This is a genomic window from Bacillus halotolerans, assembly GCF_004006435.1.
In the GTDB taxonomy this organism is placed as follows: domain Bacteria; phylum Bacillota; class Bacilli; order Bacillales; family Bacillaceae; genus Bacillus; species Bacillus halotolerans.
Genome location: NZ_CP029364.1, coordinates 1,001,605 through 1,014,862 on the forward strand (window position 1 = coordinate 1,001,605; position 13,258 = coordinate 1,014,862).

11 protein-coding genes and 1 pseudogene are annotated in these 13,258 nt (G+C 42.7%); 4 read left to right on the forward strand and 8 right to left on the reverse strand.

Annotated features, from left to right (window positions below; genetic code table 11):
• Window positions 1–10 precede the first annotated feature (10 nt).
• Both srtA and DIC78_RS05040 read right to left on the reverse strand, forming a co-directional pair.
• A complete protein-coding gene (gene srtA, locus DIC78_RS05035) occupies window positions 11–607 on the reverse strand; it encodes a sortase SrtA (RefSeq protein WP_095713752.1) in 597 nt (198 codons plus the stop codon).
• Entirely contained in the window at window positions 604–4,170 is a 3,567-nt protein-coding gene (locus DIC78_RS05040) for a 5'-nucleotidase C-terminal domain-containing protein (protein ID WP_127695618.1), read from the reverse strand. Before DIC78_RS05040 ends, srtA begins: the two co-directional genes overlap by 4 nt.
• A gap of 143 nt (window positions 4,171–4,313) precedes the next feature.
• Here DIC78_RS05040 and DIC78_RS05045 point away from each other — a divergent pair, with 143 nt between their 5' ends.
• Window positions 4,314–4,961 carry a spore coat protein gene (locus tag DIC78_RS05045; protein ID WP_024120704.1) on the forward strand — a complete coding sequence of 216 codons (648 nt, stop codon included), beginning with the start codon at window positions 4,314–4,316 and terminating at the stop codon, window positions 4,959–4,961.
• Here DIC78_RS05045 and DIC78_RS05050 read toward each other — a convergent pair.
• Both DIC78_RS05050 and DIC78_RS05055 read right to left on the reverse strand, forming a co-directional pair.
• Window positions 4,893–5,859 (reverse strand): annotated as a pseudogene (locus DIC78_RS05050) (gluzincin family metallopeptidase). The gene DIC78_RS05045 and the pseudogene DIC78_RS05050 overlap by 69 nt on opposite strands.
• 121 nt (window positions 5,860–5,980) lie before the next feature.
• The gene (locus DIC78_RS05055) at window positions 5,981–6,550 is read right to left on the reverse strand and encodes a YhcN/YlaJ family sporulation lipoprotein (RefSeq protein WP_024120703.1); all 570 of its coding nucleotides are present in this window, start codon (window positions 6,548–6,550) and stop codon (window positions 5,981–5,983) included.
• Window positions 6,551–6,704: 154 nt separating this feature from the next.
• Here DIC78_RS05055 and DIC78_RS05060 point away from each other — a divergent pair, with 154 nt between their 5' ends.
• The gene (locus DIC78_RS05060) at window positions 6,705–7,145 is read left to right on the forward strand and encodes a hypothetical protein (RefSeq protein ID WP_024120702.1); all 441 of its coding nucleotides are present in this window, start codon (window positions 6,705–6,707) and stop codon (window positions 7,143–7,145) included.
• Window positions 7,146–7,188: 43 nt separating this feature from the next.
• Here the strand turns inward: DIC78_RS05060 and DIC78_RS05065 are convergent, their stop codons facing one another.
• Window positions 7,189–8,580: an L-cystine transporter gene (locus tag DIC78_RS05065; protein WP_095713755.1), complete on the reverse strand. Its 1,392-nt coding sequence runs from the start codon at window positions 8,578–8,580 to the stop codon at window positions 7,189–7,191.
• Window positions 8,581–8,752: 172 nt separating this feature from the next.
• Here DIC78_RS05065 and DIC78_RS05070 point away from each other — a divergent pair, with 172 nt between their 5' ends.
• The gene (locus DIC78_RS05070; RefSeq protein WP_127695620.1) at window positions 8,753–9,832 is read left to right on the forward strand and encodes a diguanylate cyclase DgcK; all 1,080 of its coding nucleotides are present in this window, start codon (window positions 8,753–8,755) and stop codon (window positions 9,830–9,832) included.
• A 2-nt stretch (window positions 9,833–9,834) separates the two neighbouring features.
• On the opposite strand, the gene DIC78_RS05075 is transcribed toward DIC78_RS05070, so the two are convergent.
• A complete protein-coding gene (locus DIC78_RS05075) occupies window positions 9,835–10,665 on the reverse strand; it encodes a MetQ/NlpA family ABC transporter substrate-binding protein (RefSeq protein ID WP_106022501.1) in 831 nt (276 codons plus the stop codon).
• Between the two features lie 444 nt (window positions 10,666–11,109).
• Here DIC78_RS05075 and cspB point away from each other — a divergent pair, with 444 nt between their 5' ends.
• Window positions 11,110–11,313, forward strand: coding sequence for a cold shock-like protein CspB (cspB, locus tag DIC78_RS05085; protein WP_010333511.1), 204 nt, complete (start codon window positions 11,110–11,112; stop codon window positions 11,311–11,313).
• Between the two features lie 91 nt (window positions 11,314–11,404).
• Here cspB and DIC78_RS05090 read toward each other — a convergent pair whose 3' ends face one another.
• Window positions 11,405–12,346 (reverse strand): ABC transporter permease, encoded by a 942-nt coding sequence (locus tag DIC78_RS05090; protein ID WP_127695622.1) that lies wholly within the window; start codon window positions 12,344–12,346, stop codon window positions 11,405–11,407.
• Window positions 12,339–13,256, reverse strand: a complete 918-nt coding sequence (locus DIC78_RS05095) for an ABC transporter ATP-binding protein (protein ID WP_127695624.1) — start codon at window positions 13,254–13,256, stop codon at window positions 12,339–12,341. The genes DIC78_RS05090 and DIC78_RS05095 overlap by 8 nt, the downstream gene beginning before the upstream one ends.
• Window positions 13,257–13,258 lie beyond the last annotated feature (2 nt).

The following is a 13,258-nucleotide window of genomic DNA, read 5'->3' on the forward strand; positions in this document are numbered from 1 at the left end:
CGGCTTTTTTTTACGAAATACGTTTTCCGTAAATAATATAACGTTTCGGGGCATCCCCGACGTATGAAAAAGGATAGCAGGTGGTCAGAATGAGCTCTTCCTTTTCGTGCTGCAGCGTAATAATGGAGGTATCATCCTTATCCACGATTTTTGTTTTTTCAATTTCATATGTGAAATCACCATATGAAAGGATGATGTTGAGCCGGTCACCTTTTTCAAGCTCTCCTGTCCGGCGAAAAACGGTGTCCCGATGTCCTGACAGTACAATTTGCCCGTTTTCATCTGGATAATAGCTGTCCTTGTAATGCCCCACACCCTTTTCTAAATCATCCGCATCGGTCCCTTCCACGATCGGAAGCTCCGCATTGATTTTCGGTATTTCCAGTATGCCGCTTGCTTGGCCGGTCTTCGGCTTAAACGATGATTTTTTCTCGGCTTGATTATCGTTTTTCTTCGTGCCTGCAATGGCCTGCGGCTGTTCAGCCGCCTTTTTTGCTTCTTTTAATGTCTGCTCTGTTTTCATGCTGGTATCTATCAGCTTGAAGCCCCCGTAGCCTGTGATCACAAGACCGATCACAATGATCACAAGAGGAATATATTTTTTCACGTCGTAGCGGCACTCCTTTTCCTTCTGATATATAAATACGTTCCGGACAGTGAGACCGCTGCGCCGATCACAATGAAGTTGTAGTATCCTGCTGATGTATCCAGAAGCTTATGATCAGAACCGCTTTCCTCACTTTCTTTATGCAAAGGCAGTGTGTTTATACGGCCGGCGGCAGTGGCAGGCTGTTTGGTCTCTGTTAATTCTTCAAAGGTCGAAATGATTGCAGGCGGCAGCTGATGGACCGGAGCTGTAACCGGAGTCTCTCTTAGATCAGGCTGTTCTTCCCCTGGTGTCGGATTTACCTTGCCCGGATCGTCTGTTCCCGGACTGTCTGCCGGGTCTTCAGTGACTGGGTCTTGAGCCTGACTGTCTTCAGCCAGTTTTATTCTGCCTTCTTTCGTATATGAAATCGGCTTATCAAAGCTTTTTACATACTCTACAGTCGCTTCTAAATCCTCAGGCCCTGTAACCGGATGTTTCCCAAGCAATCCGATTGGCTGGTATTTTGCTCCTGTCGCCGTCGCCATAAAATGATTAACGGTCAATGTGTATGTGGCATCCGGCTGGATTTCGGTTCCGTCTGCCATCTTTATATCAACCGCTTTGCCTGTTTCTGTATCCCACGTATACGTAAACCCGCTTATGCTGTAGTCAGGGCCGAAAATCGGTGAGATTTGCGCATTGATGATCTCCCGCAAATCTTTTCCTTTAATCTCAAGCTTCGTCAGCACATTTCCAAACGGCTGAATGTTATAAAGGTCTCCCCATGTAATTGGGCCTTTCTTCAGTCCTTCCCGTATCCCGCCGCCATTCATTAGCGCAAAATCCGTTTTCATCGCCGCTCTCATGCCATCAGCAATCAAATTCCCAAGTGGTGTGTCGCCATCATTAGAATAACCGCCTTCCATATCAACAGCCGCCTCACCGACTACTTCGCTGATAATCGGTTCAGCAAGGGCCTGATACTTCCTTAAAATAGCTGAGGCGCTGGCATCAGGTTTTTTCTTGCTTTGATCGACGTATTCGATATCAGCCGATTTTTTGACGATGTCTTTTGTCTGTTTATTGATTTCCAGATCAACGACACCTATCGCTTTTCCGTATTCAAACGCCTGAACGATCAGCTTGCCGTTCACTTCACCATTGACGACCTTATGGTTATGCGCTGCAAAAATGATGTCTATCTCAGAATCTGATTTGTTTGCAAGGTCAGCGGATTCGCCTGTAATTGTGGTGCCGTTTTGTTCGGCAGACATATGTGCGAGCACTGCAATGGCCCTGATGCCTTTTTTCTTCAGCTCTTCGGCAGCGTCATTTACCGCTTGTATTTCATCGGTAAACTCAATATCCTTTATTCCGTCAGGCATGACCATTCCGGCCGCCGACTGTGTGACAACCCCAATAAAAGCAACGGGTATGCCCTCTACGTTTATAATGTCATAAGCCGGCAAAAAGGGTTCTCCGGTAGACTTCATTTTACAATTGGCGCACACAAGGGGAAAGTTTTGTCCGTCATAGCCGCTAGTGCCTTTCGGGTGATCTCCCCCTTTTAACATTCTCATGAGTTCATCCGTACCTTCATCGAACTCGTGATTGCCCACAGTTCCGACATCAAATCCGATATCCTCCATCAGCTCGACAGTTGGTTCGTCTTGAAGAAGAGATGATACGGGCGAACTTCCCCCGATCATATCCCCGGCGTGCACAGTGAGCGTGTTTTTCTTTTCCGCCTTTTTTTCTTTCAAATAGGCAGCTGCATAGTCCATGCGTCCGAATGTGCCATCTGGAGTGCCGTCTCCATCAAGGTCAAGCTCGTATTGCTGATCGATTTTCCCATGTAAATCGTTCATGCTTAAAATTCTAAGCGGTATATTTTCTTGGAGAGAGGTTTGCTTTTTCTTGTAACCGGCACTCTCTGCTTCAGCTGCTGAAGCAAAGAAGATCCTGTTTTCCACAGCCACCTGCTTCCAGTCTGCTGGCGTAACATAGGTCTTGTTTGATGAGTCTCCCACATACCTTGTCAGCCCTTTCCCCTGCTCTCTGGCTCTAAATTCAAACGGCATTTCCATAAGAGGATCCGCTTCATTCCAAATGCCTTTTTGCTCTTTTTTTGCATTGGCGGCTGCGGCCTGAAATTCCTGATAATCCTCTTCATTTTCAACAGGCCAAATAAAATATGTTGGAGCATAGCCATTTTTCACGAGTTCTAAATTTACATTTGCCCCTGTCTCAGTCACAACCTGTCCAAGAAGTCTGCCATAGCTGTCCTTGGCTTCGCTGCCGACTTTTACCGTTATTTGATCTCCTGGAGACAAAACAGTTTTTAAATAGTCAGAGGCTTTTTTTCCAAATCTTAATTGATTTTCATCCGCTTCATTTTTTGGTGTGTGGTATGTTTCTGGCGTGTCTACATTTACAAAGCGGATTTTTGCCGTGCCAAGTATCGGTTTTTTGACATGAATGGTGTCACCGTCTACAACGCGATCAACCACAGTTTCATATTCGCCTTCTGAAGACGGCGGGGCAGGCTGCTCTTGAAGCAGCTTCATGTCTGCTGATTTTCGCGGAAGAAGCTGAAAGGATTGATATCTGCTCAACACGCCAGTGATTTCATACCATTTATCCTCAGTCAGTTCATCAATGATACCTGTCTCACTCATAACACGCAGTGTCATTGCGTGGTGATCATTATCAATCATCGTAACATTGTAACCGCCGCCTGCTTGAGAATTTGGAATGGAAGAAATATAAGCTTTGACTGTTACAAGACGCCCTTCATATTGATCACCCAAGCTGCCATTGACCAGTTCATTGATCGTTGAAAATTCAGGGACAGGGAGAGGCTGATTTGATTGGGTAATACGGATGCCTGATGTATCCGGAACTATTTCAGTAAGCCCTTGGTAAGTCGTTATTTTCCCTGTCACCGTAATGTCCATTCCTTCTTTTAACTCAGGGAAATTCTCTGGTGCTGCCGAATAAATGTTGATGCCGCCTGTGTCATCCTGCATAAAGGTCGACAGCTTTCCGCCTCCGATTGCGCTCTGATCGGCAGTAACAACGCCTTTAATCGTGACATGTTCATTCATTCGGCCGCGCGCTTCCTGTATTGTAATAGGCTGTGCTGCCGGCGGAGATTCAGCGTCATCCTTTAAGACCATTGACTGAACCTTCTTAAGACCTGTCGTATTAAAATAATGTTCAAGCTCACCCTGAACAGCTATCTTTTTCCCAAGAAGCAGCGGGTTCGTTTGCAGTCCGAATTGGCTTCTAAACGCGGAGGGGATTTGCACGGGAAGATTGTGATCGGGTGATGTCTCGTTTTTGCTGTCCGCTATAGCAACGTTATAATCATTTGAAAAAGGGCTTGTCAGATTGTAATGCTGGGGTGAAACGGCTTGGCCGATTGTATATCCTTCGACAAGAGCTTGCCCCTCTTTTTGCTGTATCGCTTTTTCAACCGATATTGGTTCTGGCTCAGCAGCTCTTACAGCTTCATAAGCGGACATGACATTCAAGAAAATAAAAAGTATGATCAAAACAACATGCAAAAAACGCCTCATCAGTTTTCCTCCCTTACATCTTGCATCATTCGTTTATTTGATAATCACTTCGACAATCAGCATATAAATCCTGTCAGGCGCTGCATAAAACACCGCAGACAAGCACAAAATACAGCTGATCTGAAAAAAAGGAGGAATTCGGTTTGGATCAGCAATTTCAGCAGCAATCACAGAATAAAGGGATACCAGGCAAACCGCATCAAAATCACGGCGGACATGAAATGTTTGATATGCACGAGGTGCTTTCCGGAACGCTTACTGTGCTTGATCAGTTTATGATGCTGAGACAATTCTGTAAGGATCAGGAATTATTAAACATCCTTGACCGTCAATATCAATTCATTACATCTCAATATAACTTAACGGCAGAGTGCTTCAAAACAGGAAGCGAGCCTTCACAAAAAACGGCAACTTATATGATGAAAGAAGACAACCAGACTGTTTACGGTATGCAGCCGGCACAGCCTAAGAAACCTGTTCAATCCATGAATGACATTGATGACAGCATCATCAGCCGCCAAATGCTTTGCGCTGTTAAGGCACAGGCATCTATGCTGACGATGGCTTCTCTAGAAATGACAAATCCGGCCGTAAGACGTGTACTGTCTGCGCAAATTCAGCAGTATGTCGAAATGGCTTTTGAGATTTTCCTTTACCAAAACAAACATGGTTATTACCAAGTTCCGCAGCTTGATGCGCAGGATATGGAACAACTGAGAAATTCATTTGCCCCTGCACAAGGACAAATGCCTCCGACTCAAGGCGGTATGGGCCAGCAGGGACTTCATTAAATAAAAAAGGCATTGGATAGAAACTATCCAATGCCGCATTTTCTTCAAACGTTCTGGTAAAATCTTTTTCAAATTGATCAAGACTATCCTGCGTCGCCGCTTTAAACCCTTTTTTAAAATCCCCTTTTTTCGCTGTTTCCTTTATAATCTCCAAAATAATGTCTTTCCCGTATGTTTCCGTCAGCTCATTGATCATATAAAAGCTTTGCAAATAAACATCGGTTTCATATTCCGATCGAGCTTCCTGCCAGTTCTGATCTGTCTGCAAACGGTCAAACGGCACGACAGTAAACGTGATCGGATCTATGAGCAATTCATAGTTCGCGATCCACTCGCTTAATCCTTCATGGAACCATAAGGGGAACTCATCAGGATCTGCTTCGAGCTCCCGTAATTTCTGATGAAACGCATGGTGTGTGTACTCATGAATCAATAATCTCTGATACAGATAAACTGCTACATCATCACCTTCTAAAAGCTGCTTTTTCTCTTCAGGCAATAATCCGATCAGCTGCTCCCGCTCAGAATAAAAGCCGACAACATCCAATAAACCGGAATAAGCCTCCATCTGTTTTTCATTAGGAAAAAAAATAATATCAATAGGCTTATGATTCGAATATTCAAGCATGACCTGATTAATACTCACCGCATATTCAAGCGTTTCTTTCGTTAATGGCAGTAAGGATTTTTCCTTAGAAGTGTAATAAACATCGGCCTGTTTAAATGACTCTTTCTTCATGTGCTTCGTCACTTGTTCTTTCGTTATCCCAGATGTCTGCCCTGGCAAAGACAGAATATACATCGTGCTTGATACGATGGCCGAGCTTACGGCCAGCATCACAAGGACTCCGCACAGGAATAGAGCGGATGCCGCACGCTTTCCTATGCCACCCTGCAAACGTCTCCCTCCCTGAGCCGGTCCGTCTTGTACCTTTTATTTTTACTCTATGCAGCCTTAGTTCACAGCGTGTCATTTCTGCAAAGAAAAAAGCCGCACAAGTTATGCGGCTTTTTATCTGTTATTCAGCTTGCGGAAAGACACGTTGTACTGTTTGACTGAATTCATCAAAGAATCCTGCAATCGGATCACCATTTTGAATCCGTTCGCCATACCCCTGCATCCGATCAACAAAGTCTGGATTTGCAGAAACATAAACATTGTCCATGTTCTTATCAGTGTCTCTTACTTTATCGGAAATTTTCTTTTTCAGATCTTTTCCAACTTCTTTTTTCCCATTTGTTAATACAACTGCAACATACGCTTGATTTCCGGCAACAATCACATTCGCGTGTTTAACTTCTTTCATATCGGTAATTTTATCGGCTGCATCATCAGCAACTTCCAACTTACGGTTATCATTACCGTTATTGTCATTACCATTATTCGTCATATTATTATCAACGTTGTCACGGCTATCATTTGCATTGTTGATATTTCTTGTGCCGTTATCATTTGCCGGATTGCGGTAGTTAACATTTTCAGGCTCTGCATTATCACGTCTGCCCTCACCCTGATTGGCCATACTGCAGCCAGTCATAAGCAAAGGGATAAGAAGCATGGACGCAAGGACTTGTTTTTTTCCAAGCATGTGAATTCCTCCTTTATCACTTTACTTATAGGTTTTTCTAATTGGCTCTAAATATGCATGAAAAAATAACGGAAATGCTTTCCCGGGAAATAAAACGGTTAATTTGTCTAATCAGAGGGGAAAATATCAATACACTTATAAAGGAGGGATCACGTTGTTCAATCAGCGAAAAGGAATCAGTCCGACAGCCTTAGTTATCGGTTCAACTGTGCTTGTTGCTGCTTTATCACCGCAGATCCGGCAAAAAATCAGCGGGTTTATTACAGGTCAAATGAGCAACCGGAATTCTCAAAATAAGTCATTTGATGTTTCTAATGTTGGAGATATGATGAAACAGGCGTTTGGCGGGAATAATCAAGATCAATCTCAAAATCGTCAGCAAAATGGCCGGCAGCATCAGCATGCAGGCCAGCAGCAAAGCCACCCTCAACAGCATCAGTCTCAGTCTAAGCATAATCGCCAAACGGACACAACAACAGCCAGAAATAGACAGCAGCAATATGCAGAGCCAATCCATTTCGAACAAAGCGCAATGAATGTAATGGATGACAACACTGTAATGGAAATGCTGGAAGACTTAGAACCCGGCCGTTAAAAAAAACGTGTAATCCCCCGTGGGATTACACGTTTTAATATGACTAGGCTTCTTCCGCTTCGATCACATTGGATCGATCTTGGAATACACCAGAATCTATTTCCTTCGTAACTTTGCTGGTAATCAGGCCTGATGTCATACTTCCGCTGACATTCAGCGCAGTACGTCCCATGTCAATCAACGGTTCGATAGAGATTAATAAACCGGCGAGCGCGACAGGCATATTTAACGCTGATAATACGAGCAGCGCTGCGAATGTAGCTCCGCCGCCAACTCCGGCGACACCAAACGAACTGATGGCAACAACCGCGATCACTGAGATAATAAACGCCGGATCAAACGGATTTTGACCGATTGTCGGGGCAATCATCATCGCCAGCATAGCCGGATAAATCCCGGCACAGCCATTTTGGCCGATAGATAGCCCGAACGAGCCGGCGAAATTCGCAATTCCTTCCGGGACACCCAAGCTTCTTTGTGTTTTAATATTCAGCGGCAAAGCGCCTGCGCTTGATCGTGACGTAAATGCAAACACGAGTACAGGCAGCGCTTTTTTCAAATAAACAACCGGATTTAATCCGCTGATCGTCAGCAGAAGCAAGTGGATGATAAACATTACAATTAACGCGGCATATGAAGCAATGACAAACATACCCAGTTTCAAAATGCTGTCAATATCACTTGTCGCAATCGTTTTTGTCATAATGGCCAGCACACCGTAAGGCGTCAGTCTCAAGATGAGAGTAACAACACGCATGACAATGGCGTAAACAGCATCAATCAATTTTTTGAACGTTTCAGCCTGTTCCGGCTGTTTCCGTCTCACACCTAGAAATGCAATGCCCAGAAAAGCGGCAAAAATAACGACTCCGATAGTTGATGTCGGTCTAGCCCCTGTAAAATCCAAAAACGGATTTCCAGGAAGCAGCTCAATCATTTGCTGCGGCAGTGTTTTCGCTGTCATCTCCTCTGATTTCTGTTCAAGCTCCTGTCCCCGAGAAAGCTCTGTATTTCCTTGGTCAACCTGAATCGCCTGAAGATCAAAGGAAAGGGCGGACGCAATACCAACCGCCGCGGCTACCGCTGTAGTCGCAACCAAAATCCCGATAATCAAACCGCTGATTTTCCCGAGATTTTTTGTCAGCTTCATCTTTGTAAAAGCGCCTAGAATGGAAATAAAAACAAGCGGCATGACAATCATTTGAAGCAATTTGACATATCCGCCCCCGGCAATATTAAACCAGTCGGCTGTTTGAACAACAATGTTTGAAGTCGGACCGTATATCAGCTGAAGCGCAAATCCAAAAACGATCCCCAGCCCCAGGGCAGTAAACACACGTTTTGAAAAAGAAACATGTTTCTTCTGCATGGCAAATAGCCCAATAATGAGTAAAAGTAAAATAAATACGTGCAAAATGACTAGCAAAGTCTCCAATTGAGGCAAACTCTCCCTTCAAAATTTTTCTTATATACTATATTACACAAATTCCGATAGTTCAAGTAAGAATTATTTCAGCATCAATATTTGGATAAAAAAACCCAATGAATACCGTTTTTGTTCTTTTCATTCCCCCCTTTCTTTAGTAACTTATATAAGGGTGATAATATTGCTGAAAGAACTGTTCGTAAATTTGACCATTTTAATCACATTTAATTATCTGTTCACCCACCTGTTTAAAGAAAGGTTAATACATAAAAAAGACCGCCTGTCCTTTCAGTTAATAAAAGGAACTGCCTGCGGTCTCCTCGGGGTTATTCTTATGAATTTTGGTCTGACGTACCACCATTCAATCATAGATTTTAGAAATATCCCTATTATGATCGCCGCTCTTTATGGAGGCTGGGTGTCTACGGCGGCAGCCCTGATGATAATCGCAGCAGGCCGCATGCTGATCAGCTTGAATGAATCAGCGCTGTATTCCATGATTACAATTTGTATCGCTGCCGTGCTGTCACTTATTGCATCAAGGAGAGAAAAAGTTCAGCTGAAACACGTTCTGTTACTTTTAATCATTTCAAATGGTTTCATCTCCTTTTTCTTCTATGTATTTGTTGATATCTATTCACTTAAGCTTCATTTTTACTTTTGGCTGATTTCAATTATCGGCGGCATGCTCAGCCTATATATTATCGAGCATGAAACAAATGCACATCTTTTATTTAAACAGTATAAGTTCCAGGCGCACTTTGACTTTTTGACAGGTATTTATAACCGCAGAAAGTTTGAAGAAATCACACAAGACCTGTATCAACAGGCTGCACACACTCCATCTTTACAATTTTCGCTTATTTATATGGATATCGATCACTTTAAAACCATTAACGATCAATACGGCCATCATGAGGGGGATCAGGTTCTAAAAGAGCTGGGATCCCGACTAAAACAAAATATCCGCAACACTGATCCTGCCGCACGGATCGGCGGCGAAGAATTTGCCGTCCTCTTGCCAAATTGCAAGCCCGAGAAAGCATTCCAAATCGCCGAACGGATCAGGCACTCGATTAGTCATACACCGATTGTATTAACAAACGGGGAAAAGCTTGCCGTTACGGCCTCACTGGGGGTAGCCCATTACCCCCGAAACACAGATAAGCCGGAAACCTTGCCGGTTCTTGCTGATCAAATGCTGTATAAAGCGAAAGAAAGCGGCCGAAACAAAGTATGGTTTTCCGAAAAAAAAGAATGAATTCATTTTTTGAATTCATTCTTCCAATCTGAAAGACGATGTAAAGGCAAAAAAGCGGGAACAAGCATCCCTTGATACTCTTTCTCTATAAATGCCGCTGTATCATCTGATTGATAGAGTTCAAGGATGGTTTGCAGTGTTTCGCGATCTCTGTCCTCAGCTCTGACAACAATTACATTCATGTCTTCCTTCCCGGTTTGTCTGCCGCCCTTTAATGTATGCTTCTGCGGGTTCAGCCCCGCTTTTTTTGCGGCGGCTGTATTCATCACAAACACGTCGGCTCCGCTCAATACATCCTGTCGGCGTACGGTTTTCAATTTCAAGTGTTTCGGATTATCTTTTATCACATCAATTGAACCGGTTCCGTTAAATCCGTTCTTCAAAGTAAGCAAACCCGCTTCCTGCAGCAGCGTAAGGGCTCGCCCAAAATCGAGCGGTTCATCCGGGACAGCAACAACAGCACCGCGCGGAATATCTTTGATTCGCTGATATCGTTTTGAATAAATGCCCATAGGCGCTATGTATGTCGTGCCGAGCGGTGCCAGTTTATGTTTGTATTTCTTTGAAAACGACTGAAAATATGAAATGGATTGAATAGCATTGGCATCAATCTCTTTGTTAGCCAGCGCAATATCTGATTCTGCATAATCAGAGAATGGAATCAGCTGAATATCAAGCCCTTCCGCTTCAGCCTTTTTTACGATATAGTTCCATATCGCTTCGTCCGACTCAGCAATTCCAATTTTTATCGTTTCATGTTCTGCTGACGGTGAGCATGCAGTAAATGACATGAAAAGAATAAGAACAAAACTGCATACAAGCCACTTTTTCATTGTGACACCATACTCCTATCTATTTATTAGAGCATGCAAGCAATATCAGACATAAAAATCAGACGCTCTTAGTTGATAAACGTTGTCATTTGTAACATTGGTTAACTTTACCTTACTCATATCAGATAGGGTTGTCAATTACTATTACCCTACCTTTCCGTAAAGAGAAATTAAAGTAAAAAGTCCTGCAAACATATGATCACGTATCGAAAAAACAGATACATTTCGGCAAATAAATATCAAAATGAAAAATAATATGTTATTTTCCGAAAAAAGTTTCGTTTAACAGTTGTTTTTTCTCAAAATTACTGGTAGAGTAAAGGTAATTATTTTTGTTCGAACTATCTTTAAGAAGAAAGTTTTGTAAGAGTTTTCGTCTTGGAAGTTTGTTTTAGAGCAAGAATAGTGAATTTAAGCGTTATGATCGCTTTAGGAGGAAATTTCATGTTAGAAGGTAAAGTAAAATGGTTCAACTCTGAAAAAGGTTTCGGATTCATCGAAGTAGAAGGTCAAGACGATGTATTCGTTCATTTCTCTGCTATTCAAGGCGAAGGCTTCAAAACTTTAGAAGAAGGCCAATCAGTTTCTTTCGAAATCGTTGAAGGAAACCGTGGACCACAAGCTGCTAACGTTACTAAAGAAGCGTAAGCATAAATTGATAATAAAAACTGCAGGTGCAAGCCTGCAGTTTTTATTTTAAAGAAAAAGCTGTTTTGCTTATGCAAAACAGCTTTTTTCATTAGTTCGCAATATCCCGTTTCATAAAGATTCCGAAAGCAAGCAACAGAAAGACGACAAAGTAAATCACCAGCATCACAATAGAAAAAGTGATTGTCATCCCTTCCACTAACGGTGTTCCTTCTACATACTGCATCAGATCAACATTGGCAAATAAAATATACTTCGCCCAGTCAAACTTCATCGCTATAAATGCAGTGGCTGTCGTGCCCGTTACCAATAAAAAGATAGAAAACCCTACAGCAAGAGAGCTGTTTCTGAATACTGCGGACAGCATAAATGCCATCGTAGCCAGCATTAAAGCCGCAACAGATTCTGAGAGATACGTTTTGGCCAAATATCCTAACATGTTTTGTTCCAATACATGACCATCTTTATAGATTAAATGAACATTCGCGGCAGTGTCCCCGCCTGTTCCAAAAAAGACCAGTCCCAGCAAAGTTGAACCTATAAATAATATAAACAGCAATAAGAGACCAAATAAAAGAACGGTAATATATTTAGAAAGCAGAATTTGAAAACGGCTGAGCGGCCGAATCATTAACAGCTTAACCGTACCCCAGTTAAATTCGTTTGCGACGATGCCAGCTGCAATTATAATCGTGAACAGCCCAGTAAGGATTGTAAAACCGGCAGAATCCGTTACATAAGACCAAACGGTATATCCAGTGTCACTCGGGATATTATGTTCAATGCGATAGTTATTGATTGTAATCGTTTCTTCATATTGTCCTTTTAGGGAAGGATCTTCTTTCATCACCTTCTTCAAATCAGCATTTTGTGCTTGAAGCGTTTCTTTCCACTTCGGATTTGCTTCATCGGTTGAAAAGTGGTTTGTTAAAAATGCCCACCCGATCATTGTCAAAGCAAGGATTCCGATCATCACCCATGTTCCGACACGGCTGAAAATTTTGATCCACTCATTATAAATCAAATTAAGCATGTTGAACCTCCTCTTTTGCTTCGCCTGTGATTTCTAAGAAACGATCCTCTAATGATTTTGTAATCACTTTGACTTCATAAATGCGGATTTGCTGCATGACCAGCAATTCAATGACTGCAGGGACGTCCTCTTTAGCCAGTTTGATTTCCAAACCGTTTGTCTTGATTACCGAATCATATTCTTTTAGAATCGCAGCAGCTTCTTTCGGCTGCTCCACATGGAAGAAATATGTATCCTTTTCATCAGTTATTTCATCTCTTACATTCTGAATATCGATAAGTTTTCCTTTTTGGATAATCGCAATTCGGTCACACATTAGTTCCATTTCTGACAGCAGATGGCTTGATACGATGACAGACATTCCTCTTTCTCGCGTCAGCTTCTTTAAATGGTCTCTGATTTCTCTGATTCCCGCCGGATCAAGGCCGTTTGTCGGTTCATCCAAAATCAGCACTTTCGGATCGTGCAGAAGGCATTGTGCCAAGCCGAGACGCTGTCTCATCCCCAGAGAGTAGGTTTTCACTTTATCATGGATTCTTTCTTTGAGGCCTACCAGTTCTACCACTTCATCAATTTTTTCCTTCGTGACACCCTTTACCATCCTTGCGTATTGCTGGAGATTTTTATATCCGCTTAAGAATTTATACAGCTCTGGATTCTCTACAATAGCCCCGATATGTTTGATTGCCTTGGCATAATCTTTTGTGATTGATTGGCCGCAAATGAGCACGTCACCTTGTGACAGCTTCATTAAACCGACCATCATTCTGATTGTCGTCGTTTTCCCTGCTCCGTTTGGTCCCAGAAATCCAAATACTTCGCCTTCGCGAATCGTAAAGCTCAGATGATCAATGATCGTCCGGCCTCTGATGTTTTTTGTCACATTTCTTAATTCCAATACTGTTTTCATCA

Excerpts from the sequence above, each read along its gene's own strand:
- DIC78_RS05090 (WP_127695622.1), bottom strand. The coding sequence starts at position 12,346 with ATGCTTAATTTGATTTATAATGAGTGGATCAAAATTTTCAGCCGTGTC.
- DIC78_RS05055 (WP_024120703.1), bottom strand. The coding sequence starts at position 6,550 with ATGCTTGGAAAAAAACAAGTCCTTGCGTCCATGCTTCTTATCCCTTTG.
- DIC78_RS05095 (WP_127695624.1), bottom strand. The coding sequence starts at position 13,256 with ATGAAAACAGTATTGGAATTAAGAAATGTGACAAAAAACATCAGAGGC.
- DIC78_RS05075 (WP_106022501.1), bottom strand. The coding sequence starts at position 10,665 with ATGAAAAAGTGGCTTGTATGCAGTTTTGTTCTTATTCTTTTCATGTCA.
- DIC78_RS05040 (WP_127695618.1), bottom strand. The coding sequence starts at position 4,170 with ATGAGGCGTTTTTTGCATGTTGTTTTGATCATACTTTTTATTTTCTTG.
- cspB (WP_010333511.1), top strand. The coding sequence starts at position 11,110 with ATGTTAGAAGGTAAAGTAAAATGGTTCAACTCTGAAAAAGGTTTCGGA.